Below are 25160 nucleotides of genomic sequence, written 5' to 3'. Positions count from 1 at the left end.
GGGGTCAGCCGAAGATCAGCAGGACGCCCTTGGCGAACGCGAGGTCGAGCCCCGCGACCAGCGCGACCATGAAGGCGACGAAGACCAGCACGACGGTGGTGTAGGTGACCAGCTGCGGGCGGGTCGGCCAGATCACCTTGCGCAGCTCGGCGACGACCTCGCGGAGGAACCGGGTGACCCGCGAGACGGGCGAGCGGCGGGCGGGTGCCTCGGCGACCGCGCGCGCCCGGGTGGCCCGACCCTTGCCCTCGCTGGTCGCGGTGGCGGGCCGACGCCGGCCGGTGGGTCGCACCGCGGCCGGCTCGTCCGCCGTCGCGGCCGTGCCGTCCGCGGCCCGCCGCGGGCGCCGCTTGCCCGCGGGCCGGGGCGCCGCGGCGGCCGCCGTCCCGGTGTCGTCCGACTCGTCGGACGCGGACACCTCGTCGGGTGTGCGGTCGGTCGGGCGGGCGTCGTCGTCCCCGGACCCCGCCGGGGCGCCCTCGCGCTCGTCGCTCACCCTGACCTCCTGTCGGTGCCGCCGTGCCCCGCGCCCTGGCGGCGCCGGCGGGCGGTTCCCTCGCGTCGTCCGGTGCTGGCGTCCGGACGTCCGGTGATGCAGGGGCGACAGGACTTGAACCTGCAACCTGCGGTTTTGGAGACCGCTGCTCTGCCAGTTGAGCTACGCCCCTCCGGTGGGGCGTGCACCCCACCGAGGTCGGGACAGCACTACACCACGTGGCTGTCCGCCCCAGAGGTCGAGTGTACGCACCCGCGGTGCCGGCCTCCAACCCGCCGGCGCCCGGGCGGGCTCAGGCGGGCAGGACCACCTGGGCGACGGACTTGCCCAGCACCTTCTGGCCACCGGAGGTCACGGTCAGCCAGACCTCGGCGCGGCCCGCCTCGGGGTCGACCTTCTTGACCGTGCCCGAGACCTCCAGGTCGGTGCCCCGGTCGTCGTCGGGGACCACGACGGGCCGCGAGAACCGGACCGCGTAGTCGACGACGCGCCCCGGGTCACCGCACCAGGCCGTCAGCAACCGCGCACCCAGCGCCATGGTCAGCATCCCGTGCGCGATCACGCCCGGCAGGCCCACGCCGGTGGCGGTGCGCTCGCTCCAGTGGATGGGGTTGAGGTCGCCGGAGGCACCCGCGTAGCGCACCAGGTCGGCCCGGGTCAGGGTCACGGTGATGGCGGGCACCACGTCGCCCGGGGACAGGGCCGAGAGCGTGGGGCCGCTCACGCCGCTCCCCCGGTCGTGGCGGCCCCGGCGTCGGGCTCGGTGGCGCCGCGCACCACGAGGGTGGAGTAGGCCGTGCACACACCGGCCCCGGCGGGGTCGGTCAGCTCGGTGCGCGCGGTGATGACGTCGTTGCCGGCGGCGGAGCGGATGGAGTCGATGACCAGCTCCATGCTCAGCCGGTCGCCCGCCAGGATCGGCCGGTGGTGGACGAAGCGCTGGTCGAAGTGCACGACGCGGGTGTAGTCCAGGCCGAGGTCCGGGTCGGCCACCACGCGGTTGGTGGCCGGCAGCGTCGCGACGATGGCGAAGGTCGGCGGGGCCACCAGGTCGGCGTGGCCGAGCGCCCGGGCGGCCGCCTCGTCGTGGTGGGCGGCATCGGTGGCCCCGACCGCGGTCGCGAACTCGCGGATCTTCTCCCGGCCGACCTCGTACTGGTGCTCGAAGGGGTAGCGCCGCCCCACGAAGGACTGGTTCAGGCTCACGGCGTCACGCTAGCCCGCGGCGTCGGGCCGACACGCGACGAGGGCCGCGCCCGGTGCAGCAGCACCGGGTCGCGGCCCTCGTCGTCGCGGGAGGCGACAGCGTCAGCGCGTCTCGCGGTGGACGCGGTGGGTGCCGCAGTTCGGGCAGAACTTCTTGATGTTCAGCCGGTCGGGGTCGTTGCGGCGGTTCTTGCGAGTGATGTAGTTGCGGTGCTTGCACTCCTCGCAGGCCAGCGTGATCTTCGGGCGGACGTCGGTCGCGGCCACGGGGAACCTCTCTCTGGTGCGCGCGGGTCGCGCGCGTGGTGGTGGGACGGACCCTCGACTGTACGTCCGGCCGGGGACCGGCGGGACGGACCGGGAGGGCGACCCGGGGTAGCGGTGGCCGGACTTGAACCGGCGACACAGCGATTATGAGCCGCTTGCTCTGCCAGCTGAGCTACACCGCCCTGCGGCCGCGCGCACGCGCCCGGTCCAGCGAGCCCCTTTACGGAATCGAACCGTAGACCTTCTCCTTACCATGGAGACGCTCTGCCGACTGAGCTAAAGGGGCGGCACCCGGGGCGGTGGTCGACCGTGTCCCCGAGCCGTGGGAGAGGGTACACAGCCCGGCGACGGGACGTGAAACCGGCTGGTCACCGCGGGCCCGGGGGCCTCGGGGCGCCGGGGGCGGACCGGGCCCCGGGCACCGGGTCGTGCCCGCCCGCGGCCAGGCCGACCCGGGCCGCGTGCCAGGCGTCGAAGCGTGCGGGGCTCATCGCCCGGGCGATGAGGAACCCCTGCGCGGCGTCGACCCCGAGCGCACCCAGGCGCTCGCGCATGGTCTCGGTCTCGACGCCCTCGGCGACCACCCGCAGTCCCAGGGAGTGCCCGAGCTCGGTGATCGCCCGCACCACCGCGTGGTCGGCGAGGTCCGCGTCCATGCCCAGCACGAAGCCCTTGTCGATCTTGACCTCGTCGACCGGCAGCCGCCGAAGGTAGGACAGCGAGGAGTACCCGGTCCCGAAGTCGTCGACGGAGAGCTGGACGCCCAGCGCGTGCAGTGCGCGCAGCACCGGCAGCGTCCGCTCGGCGTCGCCCATGACGGAGGTCTCCGTGATCTCCAGGGTGAGCCGCGCGGGCGGCAGGTCGTGGCGCACCAGCACGGCTGCGACGGTGGCCGGGAAGTCCTCGGAGAGCAGGTTGCGGACCGAGACGTTGACCGCCACCCCCAGGGGGTGCCCGCCCCGGGCCCAGCCGGCGCACCGGCCCACCGCGTCCTCGAGCACGTGCGCCGTGAGCGCGTTCATCAGCCCCGTCGCCTCGAGGACGTGCACCAGCTCGCCGGGGTCGATCGGGCCCAGCTCGGGGTGGGTCCAGCGCATGAGCGCCTCGGCCCCGACGACGTCGCGGGTGCGCAGGTCGATCTTCGGCTGGTAGTGCACCTCGACCTCGCCGGACTCCAGCGAGCGGCGGAACTGGGTGACCAGGGCGAAGCGGCGCAGGAACTTCTGCCCCATGGCGGGGTGGTGCACGCGCACCGAGCGGCCCGCCAGCCGCGACTCCCCCGCGGCCACGTCCGCCTGCTGCACGAGCATCTCCACGTCGACCGGGTCGCCCGGGTCGCCGCCGGCCGGGGCGACCCCCACCACGGGCTCCGCCTCCACGACCAGGCCCTGCAGCGGGTAGGGCTCGCCGAGCGCCGCGGCCAGGTCCTCGGCGAGCGCCTCGGCCTCCTCGGGGCCCGGCCCGACGAGCAGCACCGCGAAGCGCTCGCCGCCCAGGTGCCCGGCCACCGTGGCGCTGCCCACCCGCGCCCCGAGCTCGGCCACCAGACGCCGCGCCGCCCGGACGACCAGCTCGTCGCCCACGCCGTGGCCGAGCGCGTCGTTGACGTCGTCCACCGCACCTAGGTCGGCCACCAGCACGGTGACCGGGGCGTCCCCGGCCTCGGCGAGCGCCCCGTCGGCCTGCTGGACGAACCCGAGCCGGTTGCGCAGGCCGGTGAGGCGGTCGTGGTACGCGTCGTGGCGCAGCTGCGAGACCAGGCGGTGGTTGTCGACGGCCGTGCCGAGCTGGCGGACCAGCGTCGCCAGCAGCCGCAGGTCGGCGGCGCTGAAGCCCTGGGACTGGTTCTGCCGGTCGTGCAGCTCGACCAGGCCGCCGCCCTCGCCGTCCCCCAGCCGCGCCAGCAGCACCTCGGCGGCGTCGCGGGCCCCCATCGCCGCCCGCAGCTCGGGCCGGACCTCGGCCAGGCGCAGCAGCACCGGCTCCGCGCCCACCGACGCGGCCACCGCGTCGGTGGGGGGCGGTCCTCCCGCCCCGGGGTCGGCCACCTCGTCGGGCAGCGGCGAGCCGGCGACGATCACCCCGCCCCGGTCCGGGAGCCGCAGCACCACCCGGCCCGCGTTGAACTGCTGGCGCACCAGCTCGGCCACCTCGCGCCACGCGGAGTCCTCGTCGCCCCCGGCCGTGCCGACCGCGGCGACGATCTCGTGGACCAGGTCCAGGTCGTGGCGGTCGCGGACCAGCACGGCGTAGGAGCGGTAGGCGATGACGAAGGTGACCACCACGCCCACCAGGAGCGCCCAGCCCACCGGTCCGGTCTCGACGAGCGCGACCCCGGCCAGCGCGAGCACCGGGTTGAGCAGGCCGAGCACCACGTAGGAGCCGGCGACGCGCGCGTGGCCCCGCCACCCGCGCCTGCCCCCCATCGCCTGGCTGAGGCCGACCGCGACGGCCGAGCTCACCACGGTGGCGGCCAGCAGGCCGAGCACGATGCCCGCAGGCAGCCGCCACCCCGGCCCGGTGAGCCGGTCGGCGACCAGGTAGGCCACCGCCACCTCGACGAGCGCGCTGCCCACGTTGAACGCGACGATCGTCGCGTGCTGGCGCAGGTGCGCCGCCCGGGCGAGCACGGCGAGCGCGGTGGCCAGGACCGCCCAGTGCACCGGGACGAGCACCAGGGCGACGACGAGCGGGAAGTCGCTCAGCGGCAGCGCGACGGTCCCGCGGCGCACCTCCACGGTCAGCTGGAGGACGTCGGCCAGGACGAACCCCGCGACCAGCACGGGCAGCGCCACCCACCACGGCGCCCCGTCACGCACCGGCGACGGGGCCCACACGGCGAGCGCGACCAGCGCGGCACCGGCGACCACCACCGCGGCGACGTAGCGGCGCACGGCGGGCAGCAGGACGGCGCTGGGCGTGCGGGCCGGGGGTGGGGCGGCGGCGGGACCACCGCCGGGCGCGGGGCCGGGGTCGACCGGGGTCGAGCTCACGGGACCGCCCTCCCACACCTCGCCCGGGCCCGGCCCCCGCCACGGCGACGACCGGACCGGTCACCTGACCAAGCCCTCGCCCCCATCCTGACCGATGGGGTGACGGAACACCACTCTGCGTGATCCCCGGGATGGGTGGTCCCGGGACGCAGCACCGCCCCCGGGACGGGCCCGGGGGCGGTGCTGGTGTGGCAGATGAAGGATTCGAACCTTCGTAGGCGTAAGCCGACGGATTTACAGTCCGCTCCCATTGGCCGCTCGGGCAATCTGCCGTGCTGCTCCGACCGGGCGTGGTGGCCCCGACGTCGTCGCGCAGGGCACACTACAGCCCGCGCGGCACGCTCGGTGACACCCCCGGTGGCACCTCGGTGGCGCCGCGGAGCCGCGGGCCGCACCGGTGGCCCGCCCGAGCACACCAGGAGCGCACCCGTGGCCGATGCGTCGTTCGACGTCGTCAGCAAGGTCGACCGCCAGGAGGTCGACAACGCCCTGAACCAGGCGGCCAAGGAGCTGAGCACCCGGTACGACTTCCGGGGCACGGAGACGTCCATCCGCTGGTCGGGCGACGAGGCCATCACGCTGGAGTCCTCGTCGGAGGAGCGGTGCAAGGCCGCGATCGACGTCTTCCAGGAGAAGCTGGTGCGTCGCGACATCTCCATGAAGGCCTTCGACGTCGGCGAGCCCGCGCTCTCCGGCAAGGTCTACCGCGTCACCGGCACCCTGGTGCAGGGGCTGAGCAGCGAGAACGCCAAGAAGATCGCCAAGATCATCCGCGACGAGGGTCCCAAGGGGGTCCAGCCGCAGATCCAGGGCGACGAGCTGCGGGTGCGCGGCAAGAAGCGCGACGACCTGCAGGCCGTCATCGCGGTGCTCAAGCAAGCCGACCTCGACGTCGCGCTGCAGTTCACCAACTACCGGTGAAGGGGATCGTGCTGGCCGGGGGCAGCGGCACCCGGCTGCACCCGATCACCCAGGCCGTCAGCAAGCAGCTGCTGCCGGTCTACGACAAGCCGATGATCTACTACCCGCTCTCGGTGCTCATGCTCGCCGGGATCCGGGACGTCCTGCTCATCTCCACCCCGCACGACCTGCCGATGTTCCGCCGGCTGCTCGGGGACGGGTCGCAGTGGGGCTGCACGATCAGCTACGCCGAGCAGCCCTCCCCCGACGGGCTGGCGCAGGCGTTCCTCATCGGGGCCGACCACGTCGGGGACGACTCGGTCGCCCTGGTGCTGGGCGACAACATCTTCTACGGGCCCGGGTTCTCCGGCCGCCTCGCCGCCGGCGCCCGGGACCTCGACGGCGCGCTGCTGTTCGGCTACCCGGTGAAGGACCCGGAGCGCTACGGCGTCGGCGAGGTCGACGCCGACGGCCGGCTCGTCTCCATCGAGGAGAAGCCGGCGGTGCCCCGCTCCGACATGGCCATCACCGGGCTGTACTTCTACGACAACGAGGTCGTCGAGGTCGCCCGCGGCCTGCGGCCCTCGCCACGCGGCGAGCTGGAGATCACCGACGTCAACCTGCACTACCTGCGTGAGGGCCGGGCCTCGCTGGTGAACCTGGGCCGCGGCTTCGCCTGGCTCGACACCGGCACCCACGACTCCCTGCTCGAGGCGGGGCAGTTCGTCCAGGTCACCGAGCACCGCCAGGGCATCCGGGTGGCGTGCCTGGAGGAGGTGGCGCTGCGGATGGGCTTCATCGACGCGCAGGCCTGCTTCGCCGCCGGCGAGCGCCTGGCCAAGTCCGGCTACGGCGCCTACGTGATGGACGTGGCCCGCTCGTTCGGCGCCGCCGGCTAGTCCCCCGGCGGCGGACCCGGCTCGGGGGGCAGCGGGGCCGGGACCCGGGCCACGAGCTCGGCGAGCACGTCCCGCTCGGCCACGAGGGCGGCCGCGGCCCCGTCGCCGGACGCGCTTATGGCCGGGTCGTCGGGCTGCGCGACCCAGTGCAGCGCGTCGAACGGGCAGACCTCGACGCAGATGCCGCAGTACAGGCACTGGCCGAAGTCGATGGCGAAGCGGGTCAGCTCCGGCCGGGCCCGGGTGCGGCCGCGCCCGGCGGCGTCGCGCTCGGGCTGGGCGAGCGTCGACTCGACGTGGATGCACCAGTCGGGGCACTCCCGGGCGCAGATCATGCAGGCGGTGCAGCTGGCCTCGAGCAGGGCCAGGGTGCTGCGCGCGCGGTCGGGGACGGTCACGGCTGCCCCCAGCCGGCCGGGGGCAGGCCCGGGGCGGTGGCCCGGCGGCGGCCCGAGGTGGGGGCGCCGCCCTCCTCCCCCGGCTCGAGCCGGCCCGGCCACGGCCGCACGGCGCGGCCGACGAGCAGGGCGTCCTTGCGCAGCGGGCGCGTCCCGACGCCCTCGGCGAGCAGCAGCGGCCGCAGGTCGGGGTGACCGGTGACGGCGAGGCCGGCCATCTCCGCGGCCTCGCGCTCGTGCCAGGCGGCGCCCGCCCACACCCCGGTCAGGCTGGGCAGCGGCTCGTCGGGGCCGAGCACGGTGACGAGCCAGAGCGTGGCCGCCCGCGCCGGGGCCAGGACGTGGCAGTGCACCTGCCAGCCGTCGCCGTGGGCGTCGGGCCGGCCGGGGTCGTGGACGCCGAGGTGGTCGAACATCGCCGCCCCCAGCGCGTCCCGCGCCGTCGTCGCGGCCCGCACCCAGTCGGCGGGGTCGAGCACGACCTCGGTGCGGCCGTAGTCCTCCCGCGTGGTCCCGGCCCCCAGCGCGGCGACGAGGTCCGCGGCCGCGGCCGGGTCCCCGACCCTCATGCCGGGGCCCCGGCCAGCTCGACGACGGCGCGCAGCCCGGCGAGCACCGCCTCGGGCCGCGGCGGGCAGCCGGGCACGCTGACGTGGACGGGCACGACCTGATCGATGCCCTTGGTCACGCTGTAGGAGTCCCAGTAGGGCCCGCCGGTGGCGCAGCACGCCCCGATCGAGACGACCCAGCGCGGCTCGGGGACCTCGGCCCAGGCCCGGGCCAGCGCGGGGGCGAGGACGTCGGTGACCGTGCCCGAGACCAGCAGCACGTGGGCCTGCGGGGCGGTGCCGGCGGGCGCGGCGTCGGCCCCCGACCGCGACCCGTCGTGCAGCGCGGCCGCCACCTCCACCCCGCAGCAGGCCAGGCCCAGGTCGGCCACGTGCACGGCCAGCTCGACACCGTCGAGCAGCAGCCGGCGGGGCGCGGCGGGGGCGGGGCTCACCCGGCGAGGCTAACCGGGCCCGGCTCGCAGCTCCCCGTCGCGGCGGAGCCCGCGCAGCTCCCCGTCGCGGCGGAGCCCGCGCAGCTCCATCGTCGCGCACTTGGGTCCGCCCCCGGCGCGGGCCAGCTCGGAGGTGTCGACGCCGACCGGCTCGTACCCCCGGGCGGCCAGCTGCGCGGCGAGGCCGCGCGCCTGCACCGGCAGCACGACGTGGCGGCCGTCGCTGACCGCGTTGAGCCCGAGGCAGGCCGCGTCCGCCGCGTCGGCCACCACCGAGCCCGGGAACAGCTGCTCCACCACGGCGCGGCTCGCGGCGTCGAAGGCCGGCGGGTACCAGGCGACGGTCGTCTCGTCGAGCACGGCCAGCGCGGTGTCGAGGTGGTAGTAGCGCGGGTCGACCAGGCGCAGCGGGACGACCGGCACGCCGAGCACCCGGGCGGCCTCGGCGTGCGCGGCGGGGTGGGTGCGGAACCCGGTGCCGGCGAGCAGCACGCGCCCGGTCCAGGCCAGGTCACCCTCGGCCTCGTTGACGGCCGTCGGCGTGACCACGGCGTGCCCGCGCGCGGTGAACCAGCGGCGCGCGTGCGCGGCCTCGGGCGCCCGCTGCGGCGTGGCGAACCGCGCGCCCAGCACAACGCCGCCGACCACCGTCGCCGCGTTCGCGGTGAACACCATGTCCGGCAGGCCGGCCACGGGCTCGACCGTCTCCACGAGGTGGCCCAGGCGGGTGTGGGTGGCGCGCAGCTGCTCCCACTGGGCGGTCGCACGGTCGCGGTCGACGGGGCGGGACGGGTCCATCCAGGGGTTCAGGGCGTGCTCGACGGCGAAGTGGTCCGGCCGGCACATGAGGTAGTGCCGGGTGGTGGCGACGCGGGGCGGGGTCGACGCGGGGGCGGCGAGGGTCACGACCACCAGCCTAGGGAGCCCGCAGCGGCGCTGATCGCTGCTGCGACGCCGTTCGTGGTGCAGTCTGTTGCGCATGGACGAGATCGACCAGCACATCGTGTCGTGCCTGGTGCAGGACGCCCGCGCCAGCTACAGCGAGGTCGGGGCGCAGGTGCGGCTCTCCGCGCCCGCGGTGAAGCGCCGCGTGGACAAGCTGCTCGCGTCGGGGGTGATCCGGGGGTTCGCGGCGGTGGTCGACCCCGGCGCGCTGGGCTGGGGCACGCAGGCCTTCGTCGAGGTGCACTGCCGGGGCACGATCTCCCCGGGCCGCATCCGTGACGCCCTCGCCCCGCTGCCGCAGGTCGCGGCGGCCTACACCGTCTCCGGCGACGCCGACGCGATCGTGCACCTGCGCGCGGCCGACATCCACGCCCTGGAGTCCGCCCTGGAGCGGCTGCGCTCGCTCGACCTGGTCGACCGCACGGTCTCCGCGGTGGTGCTCTCGACGCTGCTCGACAGACCGCCGTCGGACGTCGGTGCGGCGTCCCCGACGTGACGCGGCACGCCCCCGGGTCCGGCGGGCCGGTCCGGCGCCCCGCCGTACACTCGGACGTTGCGCCTCCCGCCGCCCCGCACCCCGGGGCGTGACCGCCAGGAGGCCCGGAAGGGGCCCGACCCGAGCATGAGCAGCGAGACCACGTCCGAGACCGGCCTGCCCGCGGAGTCCTCGGCCGGCGCCGAGCCCGCCCGCCGTGAGCGCGAGACCCGGTCGATCAACCGGGTGGTGATCCGCTTCGCCGGTGACTCCGGCGACGGCATGCAGCTGGCCGGTGACCGCTTCACCTCCGAGGCCGCCGCCTTCGGCAACGACCTGGCCACCCAGCCCAACTTCCCCGCCGAGATCCGCGCGCCCCGCGGCACGCTGGCCGGGGTGTCGTCGTTCCAGATCCACTTCGCCGACTACGACATCCTCACCGCCGGCGACCGCCCCGACGTCCTCGTCGCGATGAACCCGGCCGCACTCAAGGCCAACCTCGCCGACCTGCCCCGCGGCGGCACCCTCATCGTCAACACCGACGAGTTCAGCAAGCGCAACCTCACCACCGCCGGCTACGACGCGAACCCCCTGGAGACCGACGAGCTGGCCGACTTCGTGGTGCACGCGGTGGCCATGGCCACGCTCACCCGCGGCGCCGTCGAGTCGACCGGGCTGAGCAAGAAGGACGCCGAGCGGGCGAAGAACATGTTCGCGCTCGGCCTGCTGTCGTGGATGTACCACCGTCCCGTCGAGGGCACGGAGCGCTTCCTGCGGGAGAAGTTCGCGCGCAACGCCGCCGTGGCCGAGGCGAACGTGCTGGCCTACAAGGCGGGGTGGAACTACGGCGAGACCACCGAGGCCTTCGCCACCACCTACGAGGTGGCGGCCGCGTCGCTGCCCGCAGGCACCTACCGGCAGGTCACCGGGAACACCGCGCTGAGCTACGGCCTGGTGGCGGCGGGCGTGCTCTCGGACATGCCGCTGTTCCTCGGCAGCTACCCGATCACCCCGGCCAGCGACATCCTCCACGAGCTGAGCAAGCACAAGAACCACGGTGTGACGACGTTCCAGGCCGAGGACGAGATCGCCGGCGTCGGTGCCGCGCTCGGCGCCTCCTTCGGCGGCGCGCTCGGGGTCACCACCACCTCCGGGCCCGGCCTGGCGCTGAAGTCGGAGACCATCGGGCTCGCGGTGATGACCGAGCTGCCGCTGCTGGTCATCGACGTGCAGCGCGGGGGACCGTCGACGGGGCTGCCGACGAAGACCGAGCAGGCCGACCTGCTGCAGGCGCTGCACGGCCGCAACGGCGAGTCCCCCGTCCCCGTGGTGGCGCCGCGGTCCCCGTCGCACTGCTTCGAGGCCGCCCTGGAGGCGGCCCGGATCGCGGTCACCTACCGCACCCCGGTGCTGCTGCTCTCCGACGGCGCCATCGCCAACGGCTCCGAGCCCTGGAGCGTGCCCGACGTCGCCGAGCTGCCGCGGATCGACCCCGCGTTCGCCGCGGCCCCCACCGAGGGCGACACCGACGCCGGCGCCTTCGCCCCCTACGACCGCGACCCCGAGACGCTGGCCCGCCCGTGGGCCGTCCCCGGCACGGCCGGTCTCGAGCACCGCATCGGCGGGCTGGAGAAGTCCAACGGGGCGGGCGGCATCTCCTACGACCCCGCCAACCACAGCCTGATGGTGCGGCTGCGCCGGGCCAAGATCGACGGCATCACGGTGCCCGACGTCGAGGTCGACGACCCGACGGGGGACGCGTCGGTCCTCGTCATCGGCTGGGGCTCCTCCTACGGGCCCATCGGGGCGGCGTGCCGCCGGGTGCGCGCGCTGGGCACCCCCGTCGCCCAGGCCCACCTGACCCACCTGAACCCGATGCCGGCCAACCTCGGTGAGGTGCTCGCCCGCTACGACACGGTCGTGTGCCCGGAGATGAACCTCGGCCAGCTGTCGATGCTGCTGCGCGCCCGCTACCTGGTGGACGTGCAGGCCGTGACCAAGGTCGAGGGCCTGGCGTTCCTGGCCGAGGAGCTGCAGGACGTGCTGCTCTCCGCCGCCGCGGGCACCCTGGCCGACGACGAGGCCCGCAAGACCACCGACGCCCGGGCGGCCGCCTCGCTCGTGCCCGGCGCCCGCCCGACCACCAGCCCCACCACCAGCACGGAGGTACCGGCGTGACCGCCACTGCCGACCCCTCGCTCGCCGGCCAGGACCTGGGCCTGACCGCGCTCGCGGGGATCCCCACCACCGACACCCCGCAGAAGGCCCGCGACTTCACGTCGTCCTCGGAGGTGCGCTGGTGCCCCGGGTGCGGTGACTACGCGATCCTCGCGGCCATCCGGGGCTTCCTGCCCGAGCTGGGCCTCAAGCGCGAGAACATCGTGTTCGTCTCCGGTATCGGCTGCTCCAGCCGGTTCCCGTACTACCTCGAGACCTACGGGATGCACTCCATCCACGGCCGCGCCCCGGCCATCGCGACCGGGCTCAGCGTCTCCCGGCCCGACCTGTCGGTGTGGGTCGTCACCGGCGACGGGGACGCGCTGTCCATCGGCGGCAACCACCTGATCCACTCGCTGCGGCGCAACGTCAACCTCAAGATCCTGCTGTTCAACAACCGGATCTACGGACTGACCAAGGGTCAGTACTCCCCCACCTCGGAGGTCGGCAAGGTCACCAAGTCCACCCCCATGGGCTCGGTGGACACGCCGTTCAACCCGCTGTCGCTGGCGCTCGGGGCCGAGGCCACGTTCGTCGGCCGGGCGCTGGACTCCGACCGCAAGGGCCTGACTGAGGTGCTGCGCCAGGCCGCCGAGCACCGGGGCACCGCGTTCGTCGAGATCTTCCAGGACTGCCCCATCTTCAACGACGGCAGCTTCGACGTGCTCCGCAAGGGCGACGAGGCCCCGCACCGGATCATCCCGCTGACCCACGGCGAGCCGGTGGTGTTCGGGCCCGAGGGCGAGCACTGCGTGGTCCGCGAGGGCTTCGGGCTGCGGGTCGCCGAGACCGCCGACGTCGACCCGGCGGACGTGGTCGTGCACGACGCGACGACGGACGACCCGGAGTACGCCTACGCCCTCTCCCGGCTCAGCGACCAGGACCTGAACCACACGGTGATCGGGGTCTTCCGCAAGGTCGCCCGGCCCACCTACGACGACGAGACCCGGGCCCAGGTCACGGCGGCCAAGCAGGCCAAGCCCGGCGGGCACGACGCGCTGCAGGGCCTGCTCGCCGGCCAGGACACCTGGACCGTCGGCTGACCACCGACCCCCTCTGTCGTGAGGGGGGCGAACGACCGGGGGCGGCGACCCGGGTCTAGCGTGCGCGAGGTGAGCAGCACGCGGGGCCCGTCGTCGCCCCTCGCCGTCGGCGTGTCCATGGGCGCCGGGGCCTACCTGCTGTGGGGCGTGTTCCCGGCGTTCTTCCCGCTGCTCGAGCCCGCGGGCCCGACGGAGATCCTCGCCCACCGCGTGGTGTGGACCCTCGTGCTCATGCTCGGCCTGCTCGCCGTCACCGGTCGGCTCGGCCGGCTGCGCGGCCTGCCCCGGCGCAGCTGGTTGCTGGTCGCGGCCGCCTCGGCGCTGATCTCGGTCAACTGGGGCACCTACATCCTGGCCGTGAACACCGGCCGCGTCGTCGAGGCCTCGCTCGGCTACTTCATCAACCCGTTGGTCAGCGTGCTGCTCGGCGTGGTGGTGCTGCGCGAGCGGCTGCGCCGCGGGCAGTGGGTGGCGGTGGCGATCGCGGCCGTCGCGGTGGTGGCGCTGACCGTCGACTACGGCCGCCCCCCGGTGGTCGCGCTGGTGCTGGCCTGCTCGTTCGGCACCTACGGGCTGATCAAGAAGACGATCCCGCTCGACCCGCGCACCAGCCTCACGGCCGAGGGGCTCGTCGCGGCCCCGTTCGCGGTGGCGTTCCTGGTGTACCTGCAGCTGACGGGCGCGGCGACGTTCGTCAGCGAGGGCCCGGGCCACGTGGCGCTGCTCGTCGTCACCGGCCTGGTCACCGCGGTCCCCCTGCTGCTGTTCGCCGGGTCCGCGCAGCGGGTGCCGCTGGTGATGATCGGCATCCTGCAGTACCTCACCCCGGTGATGCAGTTCCTGTTCGGCATCCTCGTGCGCCACGAGGACATGCCCGCCTCGCGCTGGTTCGGCTTCGCGCTGATCTGGACGGCCCTGGTCGTGTTCACCGCGGAGACCGTGCGCCACGCGCGCCGCCGCGCCCCCGACCCGCTCGTCGCGGAGGCCGGCGCCGTCACCTAGGCCTGCATCGCGCGGGCTCGATGCTGCTCCGGGGCCCCAGGGCCGGCATCGCGCGGGCTCGATGCGGGTGGGACAGCCGTAGTCCTAGTGCAGGACGGGGCGGAGCAGGTCGGGGCGCAGGCCGAAGCGCTGCCACTCCCGCGGGTAGCCGATGGACACCTCGTGGTGGGTGATGCCGTCGACCACGGTGTCGCGCGGGATGTGGAGGTGCCCGTGCACGCAGGCGACCGCCCCGAACCGCCTCGGCCAGCCGCGGGTGGCCTCGGTGCCGCACCACTGGGCGAACTCGGGGTGGCGCAGCCGCTGGGTGGGCTCCCGCACCAGCGGCCAGTGCGAGACCAGCAGCGTCGGCCCGGACACCGCGGCCAGCCGGGCCTCCGACACGGCCACCCGCTCCCGGCACCACGCCGCGCGGTCGGGGTGCGGGTCGGGGTGCAGCAGCGCCTCGTCGGTGCACACCACCCCGGTGCCGTGGGCGTAGGCCAGCGACGCCGCGGCGTCGGCGGTGCCCGGGGCCAGCCACGAGTAGTCGTAGAGGGTGAACAGCGGCGCCACCGTCACCGGGCCGTCGGCGCCCCGCCACACCGGGAACGGGTCCTCCGGGGTCAGCACCCCGAGCCGGCGGCACAGCCGCACCAGCATCTCGTAGCGGGCCTGCCCGCGCAGCGAGGTCCGGTCGGCACGGGTGGTCCACAGCTCGTGGTTGCCGGGCACCCACACCACGGTGGCGAACCGGTCGGCCAGGGTGTGCAGCACCAGCGCGATGTCGTCGACCGTCTCGGCGACGTCCCCGGCGACCACCAGCCAGTCGTCGTCGGTGCGGGAGACCATCCGGTCGAGCAGCGGCCGGTTCTCCGCGTGGCTGACGTGCAGGTCGGCGACCGCCCACAGGGTGGGGGCCGGCGGGGGCGCGGCGGCGGTCAGGACGTGCGGGCGACGGTGAAGTCGACCAGCCGGGCCACCGCGTCGCGGGCGGGGACGGCGGGCAGCGCGGCCAGCTCGGCGCGGGCGGCGTCGGCGTGGCCCGCGAGGATCTCCCGCGCCTGCGCCATCCCCGGCGAGCGGCGCAGCAGCTCCAGCGCCTCGGCCACCGCGGCGTCGTCGGTGACGGGGCCGTCGAGGAGCACGCGCAGCCGCGCGGTGTCCGGGCTGTCCTGCCCGTCGGCCGACCCGCGCAGCGCCAGCAGCACCGGCAGCGTGTGGACCCCCTCGCGCAGGTCGGTGCCCGGGGTCTTGCCGGACTCGGTCGACGCCGAGGAGATGTCGATGATGTCGTCGGAGATCTGGAACGCCGTGCCCACCGCGTCGCCGAGGCGCTGCAGCCGCTCGACCTGCTCGGCGTCGGCGTCGGAGAACATGCCCCCGTAGCGGCCGGAGGTGGCGATGAGCGAGCCCGTCTTCTCCGCCACCACCCGCAGGTAGTGCTCCACCCGGTCCTCGCCGGGGCGGGGGCCCTTGGTCTCGCGCATCTGGCCGGTGACGAGCTCGGCGAAGGTCTCGGCGATGATCCGCACCGCCTCGGGACCCAGCTCGGAGACCAGCCGGGAGGCGTGGGCGAACAGGTAGTCCCCGGTGAGGATGGCGATGCTGTTGTCCCAGCGGGCGTTGGCGCTCACGGCGCCGCGGCGCATGGTCGCCTCGTCCATCACGTCGTCGTGGTAGAGCGTGGCCAGGTGGATGAGCTCGACCACGGCGGCGGCGGTGACCACCCGCTCGTCCCCGGGGTTCGGGCCCAGCTGGGCGGCGAGCAGGGTGAACAGCGGCCGGAACCGCTTGCCGCCCGCGTCGACGAGGTGCAGCGCCGTCTCCCCCATGACCTCGTCGTCGGCGCCGAGCTCGCGGTGCAGCAGGTCTTCGACCGCCTCGAGCGAGGCGTTCACCGAGCGGGCGAGCTCGGCGTCGCCCATGTCGACGCCGGCGGCGAGGTGCGGGGACGGGGCCGTGGCGGGCGACGCTGCCGGCTCGGGGTTGCTCACGCCGTGCAGTCTCCCCGACGGCCCCCCGGCCCCGCTCACCACCCCGCCACCCCGGCGGGGGCGCTCACCCGCCGAACCCGCCGACCGTCGCGAGGTCGAGCACCGGGTTCGGCAGCACGCCCAGCAGGACCGTGACCAGCGTGCCGAGGCTGATCGCGACCGTGGTGAACACCCCGGGCACGGTGACGGTGGGGCCGTCGGCGGCCGGGTCGGAGAAGAACATGACGACGATGACGCGCAGGTAGAAGAACGCGGCCACCGCGCTGACCACCAGGGCCACCACGACGAGCGGGGCGAGGCCGTCGCGGTAGGCGGCGGAGAAGGCGCTGAACTTGCCGATGAAGCCGCTGGTCAGCGGGATGCCGGCGAGGGAGAGCATGAGGACGGCGAACACCCCGGCCACCAGCGGCGAGCGCTTGGCCAGGCCGCTCCACTGGGAGAGGTGGGTGGCCTCGCCGCGGCCGTCGCGGACCAGGCTGATGATGCCCACGGCGGCGATGACGGTCGCCCCGTAGGCGAGCAGGTAGAACAGCGTGCCCGCGACGCCGTCGGGGGTGAGCGCGATCGTCCCGACGAGGATGAACCCGGCGTGGGCGATGGAGGAGTAGGCGATCATCCGCTTGACGTCGTTCTGGGTGAGGCCCAGCACCGTGCCGATGACCATGGAGGCGACGGCCACCGCGAAGAGCACCGGCCGCCACTCGAGCACGAGGCCGGGCACGGCGACCGAGAGCACCCGCAGGATCGCGCCGAACGCGGCGACCTTGGTGCAGGCGGCCATGAACGCGGTGACCGGGGTCGGCGCGCCCTGGTAGACGTCGGGCGTCCAGGCGTGGAAGGGGCCGATGGAGGCCTTGAACAGCAGCCCCACCACGAGCAGGCCCAGCCCGGCGTAGACCAGGGTGTCGGAGCGGTCGGTGCCGCCGGTGGCCCGTGCGATGGCGGAGAGCTGTACCGAGCCCGCGTAGCCGTAGAGCAGCGCGAGGCCGTAGAGGAAGAACGCGGAGGCGAACGCCCCGAGCAGGAAGTACTTCACCGCCGCCTCCTGGGAGAGCAGCCGCCGCCGCCGGGCCAGGCCGCAGAGCAGGTAGAGCGGCAGCGAGAGCACCTCGAGGGCGACGAACATGACCAGCAGGTCGTCCGCGGCGACGAACACCATCATCCCGGCGAGCGAGAACAGGGTCAGCGGGAAGACCTCGGTGTGGGTGGAGCTCGCCCCGGCCTGCGCGCGGTCGACGACCGTGCCGGGCGGGACCTCGGAGACGAACGCGCCGCCGGGCTCGACGCTGCGGTCGGCGATGAGCAGCACCGACCCCGCGGCCAGCACCAGCAGCGTCGCCCACAGGAACAGGGTGGGCCGGTCGACCGCGACGGCCCCGCTGACGGTGGACACGTCGACCCGGTCCGGCGACGTCGCGTGCAGCGCCAGGGCGGCGCCGGCGACGACGAGGCCGGCGAAGGTGAGGCCCACCTGCGCGGCCCAGCGGGAGGTGCGGGGCAGGAAGGCCTCGACCGCGACGCCGAGCAGGGCGGCCCCGAGCACGACCAGCACCGGGGCCAGCGCCCCGTAGGCGACCGACGGCGCGGTGATGGGGTCGGTCTGCGCGAGGACGGTGCTGGCGCTCATCGGGGGCCCTCCGGGACGACGGTGGCGGCGGCGGGCCCGGCCGTGCCCGGGGCGGGCGCGACGACCTCGCCGGGCACGCCGAGCTCGGTGAGGGTGGCCTCGACCGACGGGGTGATGACGTCGAGCACCGGGCCCGGGTAGAAGCCGAGCACCACGACGAGGGCGAGCAGCGGGGCGAGGACGACCTTCTCCAGCCCGGAGAGGTCGACGAGGCGGCCGTGGGTGCGGGCGGTCTCCACCCCGGCACCGCCCTCCGGGCCCTGCATGACCCGCTGGTACACCCACAGCACGTAGAGGGCGGCGAGCACGATCCCGACGGTGGCGAGCACCGAGAACACCGGCTGGGTCGGGAACGACCCGAGCAGGACCAGGAACTCCGAGACGAAGGAGTTGGTGCCGGGCAGGGCCAGCGAGCTCAGGCCGGCGAGCAGGAACGCCCCGGCGAGCAGCGGCGCGGACCGGGCCAGTCCGGAGTAGTCGCGGATGTGGCGGGACCCGCCGCGGCGCACCACCATGCCGACGACCAGCAGCAGCAGGCCGGTGGAGATGCCGTGGTTGACCATGTAGAGCACCGCGCCGGTGGCGGACTGGGTGGTGAAGGCGAAGACCCCGACCGCGATGAAGCCGAAGTGGGCGATCGAGGTGTAGGCCACGAAGCGCTTCATGTCCGACTGCCCGGTGGCCACCAGCGCCCCGTAGAGCACGCCGAGCACGGCCAGCACCAGCACCACGGGGGCGAGGGTGCGGGACGCCTCGGGGAACAGCGGCAGGCAGTAGCGCAGGAAGCCGTAGATGCCGACCTTGTCCAGCACCCCGACCAGCAGCACCCCGGCCCCGACCGGGGCCTCGGCACCGGCGTCGGGCAGCCAGGTGTGCAGCGGCACCAGCGGGGCCTTGATCGCGAAGGCGACGAAGAACCCCAGGAACAGCCACGTCTGGGTGGTGGTGGAGAACTGCGGGGCCAGGGCCACCAGCTCGCGCCAGTCGAAGGTGCCGGTGCCGGTGGCGCGCACCGAGGCGGCGTAGAGGCCGATGACGGAGGCGAGCATGACGAACCCGCCGAGCAGCGAGTAGAGGAAGAACTTCATCGCCGCGAACTGCCTGCGCCCGCCGCCGAAGCGGCCGATGAGGAAGTACATCGGGATGAGCATGGCCTCGAACGCGACGTAGAACAGGAACACGTCGGTGGCCAGGAAGACCGCCACCATGAGGCCCTCCATGGCCAGCACCAGTGCGGCGAACCCGCCGCCCGCGCCGGGCAGCTCGCCCTCGGTGGTGCCGGGGCGCCAGGAGGAGCCGAGCACGATCGGGACGAGCACGGCGATGAGCGCGACCATGACCAGGGCGATGCCGTCGACGCCGAGCGAGAAGTGCACCCCCAGGGCCGGGATCCAGCTGGCCGAGCTCTCCAGCTGCAGCCGCGCGCCGGCGGCCGCGTCGGCCGTCGAGTACGCCGCCCAGGTCAGCGCGGCGAGGACCAGCTCGACGACGGAGACGCCGAGCGCGACGAGCTTGGCGGTGCGGTCGCGGCCCCCCGGGCCGGGCTCGCGCGCTGGTCCGTCGGCCCCCGCACCGGCCCCCACCCCCGCGCCGGACCCCACCCCGGCACCGACCGGCACCCCGGCGCCGGCGAGCACGCGGTCCCCGGTGCGGGCCAGCAGGCCGACGGCCAGGGCGCCGACCAGCGGCCAGACGACGAGCGCGACGAGCAGCGCGGACGAGCTCATACCGCCCCCACCGCGAGCAGAGCGGCCACCACGACCACGGTTCCTCCCAGCATCCCCAGCGCGTAGCTGCGCACGAACCCGTTCTGCACCCGGCGGGTGCGCGAGGACGTGCCGCCGAGCAGCGCGGCGCTGCCGGTGACCACCCCGTCGACCCCGCGGTTGTCGACGAACACCAGGGCCCGGGTGAGCCAGGTGCCCGGGGTGGCGACGAGCGCCTCGTTGACCCGGTTGGCGTAGAGGTCCGCCCGCGCCGCGGCCACCAGTCGCGACACCCGCGCCGGGCGCTCCACGGGCACCCGGCGGCGACCCACGACGAGCCACGCGACCGCGACGCCCAGCGCGGAGAGCCCCAGGGTGAGCGCGACGATGACCCCGGCGGGCAGCGGCGAGGCGGCGTGGTTCTCCACCAGCTCGCCGACCGAGGGCTCCAGCCACCCCGCGAGCCGCTCGCCCTGGGTGAGCAGGAAGCCGGCCAGCACCGAGCCGAGCGAGAGCAGCACCATCGGCCCGGTCATCGACACCGGCGACTCGTGCGGGTGGTAGGCGTGGCCCGCGGTCGAGCGCAGCTCCTCCCACCGCGACGGGCCGAAGAAGGTCATGAGCACCAGCCGGGTCATGTAGAAGGCGGTCAGCCCGGCGCCGAGCAGCGCGGCCCCGCCGAGCACCCAGCCCTCCCAGCCGCCCTCGGCGAAGGCGGCCTCGATGATCGCGTCCTTGGTGAAGTACCCGGACAGGAAGGGGAACCCGATGATGGCGAGGTAGCCCAGGCCGAAGGTGGCGAAGGTGATGGGCATGACCCGCCACAGCCCGCCGAAGCGGCGCATGTCGGTGTCGTCGTCCATGGCGTGCATCACCGAGCCGGCCCCGAGGAACAGCCCGGCCTTGAAGAAGCCGTGGGCGAGCAGGTGGGCGATCGCGAGCGCGTACCCGGCGGGGCCGAGCCCGGCGGCCAGCACCATGTAGCCGATCTGGCTGACCGTGGAGTAGGCCAGCACCTTCTTGATGTCGTCGTAGGCGCAGCCGACCACGCAGCCGATGAGCAGCGTCACCGCGCCGACGAGGGTGACCACGAGGCGGCCGGTGGTGGTGGCGTCGAAGATCGCGTGCGCCCGGACGATCAGGTACACCCCGGCGGTGACCATGGTCGCGGCGTGGATCAGCGCGGAGACCGGGGTGGGGCCCTCCATGGCGTCGGGCAGCCAGGCCTGCAGCGGGAACTGCCCGGACTTGCCCGCGGCGCCGAGCAGCAGCAGCAGGGCGACGGCCGTGACGGTGGCCGGGCTGCGGTCGGCCAGGGCGCCGATGCCGTCGAACACCCCGGCGTAGCTGACGGTCCCGAGCTCGCGCCACATCAGGAAGATGGCGAGCAGCAGGCCGACGTCGCCCACCCGGTTCATGAGGAACGCCTTCTTGGCCGCCGTCGCCGCCGCGGGCCGGGACTGCCAGAACCCGATGAGCAGGTACGAGGCCAGCCCCACGCCCTCCCAGCCCAGGTAGAGGCTGACGAACGAGTCGCCCAGCACCAGCACGAGCATCGCGGCGACGAACAGGTTGAGGTAGGCGAAGAACTTGCGGCGGTCGGCCGTGGGGTGCGCCCGGCCGGTCTCGTCGGCGTGGCTCATGTAGCCCAGCGAGTACACGTGGATGAGCAGGCCGACCCCGGTGATGAGCAGCACGAAGGTCAGCGACAGCGGGTCGAGCCGGATGCCGAGGTCGACGGTGAAGTCGCCCACCGAGATCCACGACCACAGCGGGACGTCGACGAGCTCGGACCCGCCGCCCACGGCGCCCGCGGTGAGCACCAGGCCGAGCACGAGGGACACGGCCACGGTGGCGATCCCGAGGAACGGGCCCCACCGGTCGGTGCGCCGGCCCCCGAGCAGCAGGACGGCCGCGCCCAGGGCGGGCAGCGCGACCAGCAGCCAGGCCGCGGACTGCAGGCCGGTGGCGGCGGCGGGCTCGGTGGTCGCGGCAGCGAGCAGCGCGGGCGGTGTCACGGGTGGTCCTCCGTCAGTACTTCAGCAGGTTGGCGTCGTCGACCGAGGCCGAGCGGCGGGTGCGGAAGATCGCCATGATGATGGCGAGGCCCACGACGACCTCGGCCGCGGCGACGACCATGACGAAGAACGCCATGACCTGGCCCTGCAGGTCGCCGTTGACCCGGGCGAAGGTGACGAGCGTGAGGTTGACCGCGTTGAGCATGAGCTCGACGCACATGAACACCACGATGGCGTTGCGGCGCACCAGCACCCCGACGGCGCCGACGCTGAACAGCAGCGCCGAGAGCAGCAGGTAGTAGGTGGGGGTCACCGCTGCTCCTCCCCGACCCCGTCGGTCTCCACCCGGGCCCCGTGCCCGCCGGTGAGCGAGCGGGCCGAGACGGCCCCGGAGCCGCGGATGGCGACCACGTCGTGCTCGAGGCGCTCGCGGGCCACCGACTCGACGAGGTCGGACAGCGACTCGGGGGCGACGGAGCCGTCGGGCAGCAGGGCAGGGGTGGCCACCGAGTTGGCGGTGGCGAAGACGCCGGGACCGGGCAGCGGGGAGATCCGCTCACCGCGCAGCCGGGCGGCGACCCGCTCGCGCTGGGTCGGCTGCACCACGCCGGCGCGGCCGACGAACGCCAGCACCATCGCCCCGAGCGCGGCCACGATGAGCAGCGCCGAGGTGAGCTCGAAGGCGAACAGGTACTGGGTGAACAGCAGCCGGCCGATCTGGGCGACGTTGCCCCCGCCGGTGGTGTTGACGGCCTGCAGCCCGGCCGCGGGCACGTCGGTCAGCGCCCGGCCCAGCGCGGCGGCGGCCAGCCCGGCGAAGCCGAGCCCGGCCACGGCGGCCGCGAGCCGCTGCCCGCGCAGCACCTCGACCACGGAGTCCGAGGACTCCCGGCCGACGAGCATGAGCACGAACAGGAACAGCATCATGATCGCGCCGGTGTAGACGATGATCTGCACGAAGCCCAGGAAGGGCGCCTGCTGGACCATGTAGAGCACGCCGAGGCTGAGCATGGTCAGCACCAGGAACAGCGCCGAGTGGACGGCGTTGCGCGCCAGCACCATCGCCACGGCCGCGGCCAGCGCGACCGGGCCCAGCACCCAGAACGTCACGGCCTCCGCGGTCCCGACCGGCCCGCCGGTGTCCACCACCGCCTGCGCGAGGGTGCTCATGCCACGACCCCCACGTCGCTGCGCTCGCTCATGCCACACCCGTCCCCGGGCCGCGCACCGTCGGCTCCCCGTCGCGGGGGGCACGCGCCAGCTCGGGGCCGCGCACGTAGTAGTCCTCCTCGTGCTCGCCGAGGCGCATGGGGTGCGGCGGCTGCTCCATGCCCTCGAGCAGCGGGGCGAGCAGGTCCTCCTTGGTGAAGATGAGCGACTGCCGGTCGTCGTCGGCCACCTCGTAGACCTGGGTCATGGTCAGCGAGCGGGTCGGGCAGGCCTCCACGCACAGCCCGCAGCCGATGCAGCGCAGGTAGTTGATCTGGTAGTCCTTGCCGTACCGCTCCCCCGGGGAGTACCGCGCCTCCTCGGTGTTGTCCCCGCCCTCGACGAAGATGGCGTCGGCGGGGCACGCCCACGCGCACAGCTCGCAGCCGACGCACTTCTCGAGCCCGTCGGGGTGGCGGTTGAGCTGGTGGCGGCCGTGGAACCGGGCCGAGGTCTGCTTGACCTCCTCCGGGTACTGCTCGGTCGACGTCTTGCGGAACATGGTCGCGAAGGTGAGGCCGAAGCCCCCGGCCGGGTCGAGCAGGCCCATCAGCTGTCCCCTCCCGGGGTGGTGGTGTCAGGTTCTGTCGGGTCGCTGCCGGTCGGGTCGCCCGTCCCGGTGCCGGCCCGCCGGCCGGTGCGGCGCCCGGCCAGCGCCGGGGTCGGCCCGGCCGCGGCCACGCGCTCCCGCGCCGGGGCCCGGACGGGCCGCGGCGGGACGACGAGGTCCAGCGGCGGCACGGGGAAGCTGCCCGCGAGCACGATCTCGTCCTCGTCCTCCCCCGGCGGGGTCCGGTCCGGCACCAGGAACGCCACGGCCAGCAGCACGACGAGGACGACGGCGAGGGTCCCGAGGACCACGGGCACCGAGATCCCGTTGCTGCGCTGCACGGCCCGCACCCCGGCGACGGCCACGATCCACACCAGGCTGAAGGGCACGAGCACCTTCCAGCCCAGGCTCATGAACTGGTCGTAGCGGAACCGCGGCAGCGCCCCGCGGAGCCAGACGAAGAAGAACAGGAACAGCGCCGTCTTGACGAAGAACCACAGCAGCGGCCACCAGCCGGTGTTGAAGTAGCCGCCGCCGATGGTCGAGATCGGGAACGGGGCCCGCCAGCCGCCCAGGAACATGGTGGTGGCCAGCGCCGAGACGGTGACCATGTTGATGTACTCGGAGAGGAAGAACAGCGCGAACTTCAGCGACGAGTACTCGGTGTGGAACCCGCCGACCAGCTCGCTCTCGGCCTCCGCGAGGTCGAACGGCGCCCGGTTGGTCTCCCCGACCATCGACACCACGTAGACCAGGAAGCTGCCCAGCAGCACGATGACGAACCAGCGCGACTGCTGCGCGTCGACGATGGCCGCGGTGGACAGCGAGCCGGTGTAGAGCACGACGGCCACGATGGACAGGCCCATCGCGAGCTCGTAGGAGATGACCTGCGCGGCCGAGCGCAGCGCGCCGAGCAGCGGGTAGGGCGACCCGGACGACCAGCCGGCCAGGATGATCCCGTAGACGCCGACCGACGAGGCGGCGAGCACGACGAGGACGCCGACGGGCAGGTCGGTGACCTGCAGCAGCGTCTGCTCGCCGAAGACCGACACCTGCGGGCCGAGCGGGATCACCGAGAAGGCCACGAACGCGGGGATCGTCGAGATGACCGGAGCAAGGAAGTACACCCACTTGTCGGCCATGACCGGCCGGATGTCCTCCTTGAAGGCGAGCTTGAGCCCGTCGGCGAGGGACTGCAGCAGGCCGAACGGGCCGGCGCGGTTGGGGCCCAGCCGGTTCTGCATCCGGCCGATGACGCGGCGCTCGAACCAGATCATGAGCAGCGTCAGCACGAGGAGCACGACGAACACCCCGACGACCTTGCCCAGCACCAGCCAGATCGGGTCGTCGGCCAGCACGGCCGTGTCGGTGGTCATGCCCGTCCTCCTGCTGCCTCGAGCGCCACGCTGACCACGGCGCCGTGCCCCGGCGCACCGGGCAGCCCCGCGGGCACCCAGACCACGTCGTCGACCACGTCGCCGATCGCGACCGGCAGCCGGAGAGAGCCGTGCTCGTCGGCCAGGGCCACGTCGGCCCCCTCGACGGCGCCGAGCCGGGCCGCGGTGGCCGCGCCCATCAGCGCGACCAGCGGTCGCCGCGTGCCGGCCAGGGCCTCCTCGCCGGACTGCAGCGCCCCGTGGTCGAGCAGGCGGCGCCAGCTGGCCAGGACCACCTGGCCCGCACCGGGGGTCGCGGCAGTGGCGGTGGGGGTCGCGGCCCGGACCACGGCGTCCCCCGGGGCGGGGGGCGCACCGGCGACCCGGAGCAGCTCGCCGGCGGCGGCGGCCGGGGTCTGGGTGAACAGGTCCACGTCCATCTCCACGGCGAGGGTGTCGAGCACCCGGCAGTCGGGCACCGCGGTGGTGCCGTCGACGGTGGTGCCGAAGGTCCGCACCCGGCCCTCCCAGTCCAGGTAGGACCCGGCCTTCTCGGTGACGGGGGCGACGGGCAGCACCACGTCCGCGGCGTCGGTCACCTCGCTGCGGCGCAGCTCGAGGCTGACCACGAACGCGGCCCCCAGCGCCCGGCGGGCGAGGTCGGGGTCCGGCAGGTCGGCGGGCTCGAGGCCGCCGACGACGAGCGCGTCGAGCCCGCCCGCGGCGGCCGCGGCGAGCATCCCGGCGGTGTCGCGGCCGGGCGCGGTGGGCAGCGACCCCGCCTGCAGGCCCCAGGCCTGCTCGAGCCGGCCGCGGGCGGCGGCGTCGGTGACGGGCCGGCCGCCGGGCAGCAG

24 protein-coding genes, 4 tRNA genes and 1 pseudogene are annotated in these 25160 nt (G+C 74.5%); 6 read left to right on the top strand and 23 right to left on the bottom strand.

Translation table 11 applies throughout. The annotated features are described in order from the left end of the window. Positions 1–4: 4 nt before the first annotated feature. The 9 genes from secE to ACYVOF_RS10780 form a co-directional block, all read right to left on the bottom strand. A complete protein-coding gene (gene secE, locus ACYVOF_RS10820; RefSeq protein ID WP_460866347.1) occupies positions 5–496 on the bottom strand; it encodes a preprotein translocase subunit SecE in 492 nt (163 codons plus the stop codon). 99 nt (positions 497–595) lie between these two features. Continuing rightward, a tRNA-Trp gene (locus tag ACYVOF_RS10815) sits at positions 596–668 on the bottom strand. 120 nt (positions 669–788) lie between these two features. Further along, positions 789–1220 carry a MaoC/PaaZ C-terminal domain-containing protein gene (locus ACYVOF_RS10810; RefSeq protein ID WP_460866345.1) on the bottom strand — a complete coding sequence of 144 codons (432 nt, stop codon included), beginning with the start codon at positions 1218–1220 and terminating at the stop codon, positions 789–791. Then, positions 1217–1702, bottom strand: coding sequence for an FAS1-like dehydratase domain-containing protein (locus ACYVOF_RS10805; RefSeq protein WP_460866344.1), 486 nt, complete (start codon positions 1700–1702; stop codon positions 1217–1219). Before ACYVOF_RS10805 ends, ACYVOF_RS10810 begins: the two co-directional genes overlap by 4 nt. 102 nt (positions 1703–1804) lie before the next feature. Then, a complete protein-coding gene (gene rpmG / locus ACYVOF_RS10800) occupies positions 1805–1969 on the bottom strand; it encodes a 50S ribosomal protein L33 (protein WP_460866342.1) in 165 nt (54 codons plus the stop codon). Positions 1970–2078: 109 nt separating this feature from the next. After that, positions 2079–2151, bottom strand: a tRNA-Met gene (locus ACYVOF_RS10795). A 31-nt stretch (positions 2152–2182) separates the two neighbouring features. Next, positions 2183–2255: transfer RNA gene (locus ACYVOF_RS10790), tRNA-Thr, on the bottom strand. Positions 2256–2337: 82 nt separating this feature from the next. Then, a complete protein-coding gene (locus tag ACYVOF_RS10785) occupies positions 2338–4962 on the bottom strand; it encodes a putative bifunctional diguanylate cyclase/phosphodiesterase (RefSeq protein ID WP_460866341.1) in 2625 nt (874 codons plus the stop codon). 189 nt (positions 4963–5151) lie between these two features. Then, positions 5152–5234 (bottom strand) — tRNA-Tyr (locus tag ACYVOF_RS10780). A 157-nt stretch (positions 5235–5391) separates the two neighbouring features. On the opposite strand from ACYVOF_RS10780, the gene ACYVOF_RS10775 reads away from it, so the two are divergent. Together ACYVOF_RS10775 and rfbA are read left to right on the top strand one after the other, a co-directional pair. Further along, positions 5392–5883, top strand: a complete 492-nt coding sequence (locus ACYVOF_RS10775; RefSeq protein ID WP_460866340.1) for a YajQ family cyclic di-GMP-binding protein — start codon at positions 5392–5394, stop codon at positions 5881–5883. After that, positions 5880–6761, top strand: coding sequence for a glucose-1-phosphate thymidylyltransferase RfbA (rfbA, locus tag ACYVOF_RS10770; RefSeq protein ID WP_460866338.1), 882 nt, complete (start codon positions 5880–5882; stop codon positions 6759–6761). The genes ACYVOF_RS10775 and rfbA overlap by 4 nt, the downstream gene beginning before the upstream one ends. Here the strand turns inward: rfbA and ACYVOF_RS10765 are convergent. From ACYVOF_RS10765 to ddaH, 4 genes are read right to left on the bottom strand one after another with little or no spacing between them, the layout of a single operon-like run. Then, entirely contained in the window at positions 6758–7159 is a 402-nt protein-coding gene (locus ACYVOF_RS10765; RefSeq protein WP_460866336.1) for a 4Fe-4S binding protein, read from the bottom strand. The two genes, rfbA and ACYVOF_RS10765, sit on opposite strands and share 4 nt — an antisense overlap. Beyond that, positions 7156–7728, bottom strand: a complete 573-nt coding sequence (locus tag ACYVOF_RS10760) for an NADH-quinone oxidoreductase subunit C (protein WP_460866334.1) — start codon at positions 7726–7728, stop codon at positions 7156–7158. The genes ACYVOF_RS10765 and ACYVOF_RS10760 overlap by 4 nt, the downstream gene beginning before the upstream one ends. Next, a complete protein-coding gene (locus ACYVOF_RS10755; RefSeq protein WP_460866332.1) occupies positions 7725–8162 on the bottom strand; it encodes an NADH-quinone oxidoreductase subunit B in 438 nt (145 codons plus the stop codon). Before ACYVOF_RS10755 ends, ACYVOF_RS10760 begins: the two co-directional genes overlap by 4 nt. A gap of 9 nt (positions 8163–8171) precedes the next feature. Further along, on the bottom strand, positions 8172–9068 hold the full coding sequence (ddaH, locus tag ACYVOF_RS10750) for a dimethylargininase (RefSeq protein ID WP_460866330.1): 897 nt from the start codon (positions 9066–9068) through the stop codon (positions 8172–8174). Positions 9069–9132: 64 nt separating this feature from the next. Here ddaH and ACYVOF_RS10745 point away from each other — a divergent pair, with 64 nt between their 5' ends. The 4 genes from ACYVOF_RS10745 to rarD all read left to right on the top strand — a co-directional run bounded on the left by ACYVOF_RS10745 (position 9133) and on the right by rarD (position 13844). After that, entirely contained in the window at positions 9133–9603 is a 471-nt protein-coding gene (locus tag ACYVOF_RS10745) for an Lrp/AsnC family transcriptional regulator (RefSeq protein ID WP_460866464.1), read from the top strand. Positions 9604–9729: 126 nt separating this feature from the next. Beyond that, positions 9730–11760, top strand: a complete 2031-nt coding sequence (locus ACYVOF_RS10740; RefSeq protein ID WP_460866328.1) for a 2-oxoacid:acceptor oxidoreductase subunit alpha — start codon at positions 9730–9732, stop codon at positions 11758–11760. Continuing rightward, entirely contained in the window at positions 11757–12842 is a 1086-nt protein-coding gene (locus ACYVOF_RS10735; protein ID WP_460866326.1) for a 2-oxoacid:ferredoxin oxidoreductase subunit beta, read from the top strand. The genes ACYVOF_RS10740 and ACYVOF_RS10735 overlap by 4 nt, the downstream gene beginning before the upstream one ends. A gap of 117 nt (positions 12843–12959) precedes the next feature. Then, complete coding sequence (gene rarD / locus ACYVOF_RS10730) at positions 12960–13844, top strand: EamA family transporter RarD (protein WP_460866462.1); 885 nt, start codon at positions 12960–12962, stop codon at positions 13842–13844. Positions 13845–13928: 84 nt separating this feature from the next. Here rarD and ACYVOF_RS10725 read toward each other — a convergent pair whose 3' ends face one another. The 10 genes and pseudogenes from ACYVOF_RS10725 to ACYVOF_RS10680 form a co-directional block, all read right to left on the bottom strand. Then, positions 13929–14735: a metallophosphoesterase family protein gene (locus tag ACYVOF_RS10725; protein WP_460866459.1), complete on the bottom strand. Its 807-nt coding sequence runs from the start codon at positions 14733–14735 to the stop codon at positions 13929–13931. A gap of 29 nt (positions 14736–14764) precedes the next feature. Next, complete coding sequence (locus tag ACYVOF_RS10720; RefSeq protein WP_460866457.1) at positions 14765–15751, bottom strand: polyprenyl synthetase family protein; 987 nt, start codon at positions 15749–15751, stop codon at positions 14765–14767. Between the two features lie 133 nt (positions 15752–15884). Next, positions 15885–17447 carry an NADH-quinone oxidoreductase subunit NuoN gene (gene nuoN, locus ACYVOF_RS10715; protein ID WP_460866324.1) on the bottom strand — a complete coding sequence of 521 codons (1563 nt, stop codon included), beginning with the start codon at positions 17445–17447 and terminating at the stop codon, positions 15885–15887. Continuing rightward, entirely contained in the window at positions 17444–19174 is a 1731-nt protein-coding gene (locus ACYVOF_RS10710; RefSeq protein ID WP_460866323.1) for an NADH-quinone oxidoreductase subunit M, read from the bottom strand. Before ACYVOF_RS10710 ends, nuoN begins: the two co-directional genes overlap by 4 nt. Then, entirely contained in the window at positions 19171–21114 is a 1944-nt protein-coding gene (gene nuoL / locus ACYVOF_RS10705) for an NADH-quinone oxidoreductase subunit L (protein ID WP_460866455.1), read from the bottom strand. Before nuoL ends, ACYVOF_RS10710 begins: the two co-directional genes overlap by 4 nt. A gap of 70 nt (positions 21115–21184) precedes the next feature. Then, positions 21185–21484 carry an NADH-quinone oxidoreductase subunit NuoK gene (nuoK, locus tag ACYVOF_RS10700; protein ID WP_460866321.1) on the bottom strand — a complete coding sequence of 100 codons (300 nt, stop codon included), beginning with the start codon at positions 21482–21484 and terminating at the stop codon, positions 21185–21187. After that, positions 21481–22341 carry an NADH-quinone oxidoreductase subunit J gene (locus ACYVOF_RS10695; RefSeq protein WP_460866319.1) on the bottom strand — a complete coding sequence of 287 codons (861 nt, stop codon included), beginning with the start codon at positions 22339–22341 and terminating at the stop codon, positions 21481–21483. The genes nuoK and ACYVOF_RS10695 overlap by 4 nt, the downstream gene beginning before the upstream one ends. A 28-nt stretch (positions 22342–22369) precedes the next feature. Further along, positions 22370–22933: an NADH-quinone oxidoreductase subunit NuoI gene (nuoI, locus tag ACYVOF_RS10690; protein WP_460866454.1), complete on the bottom strand. Its 564-nt coding sequence runs from the start codon at positions 22931–22933 to the stop codon at positions 22370–22372. Further along, positions 22930–24306 carry an NADH-quinone oxidoreductase subunit NuoH gene (gene nuoH, locus ACYVOF_RS10685; RefSeq protein ID WP_460866317.1) on the bottom strand — a complete coding sequence of 459 codons (1377 nt, stop codon included), beginning with the start codon at positions 24304–24306 and terminating at the stop codon, positions 22930–22932. The genes nuoI and nuoH overlap by 4 nt, the downstream gene beginning before the upstream one ends. After that, positions 24303–25160, bottom strand: a pseudogene (locus tag ACYVOF_RS10680) (NADH-quinone oxidoreductase subunit G); the annotation flags it as partial. The gene nuoH and the pseudogene ACYVOF_RS10680, both read right to left, overlap by 4 nt.

Source organism: Rhodococcus aerolatus, from assembly GCF_054783215.1.
Note: the sequence above shows the minus strand (reverse complement) of the source record. Positions and strands in the feature narration are given on the sequence as shown.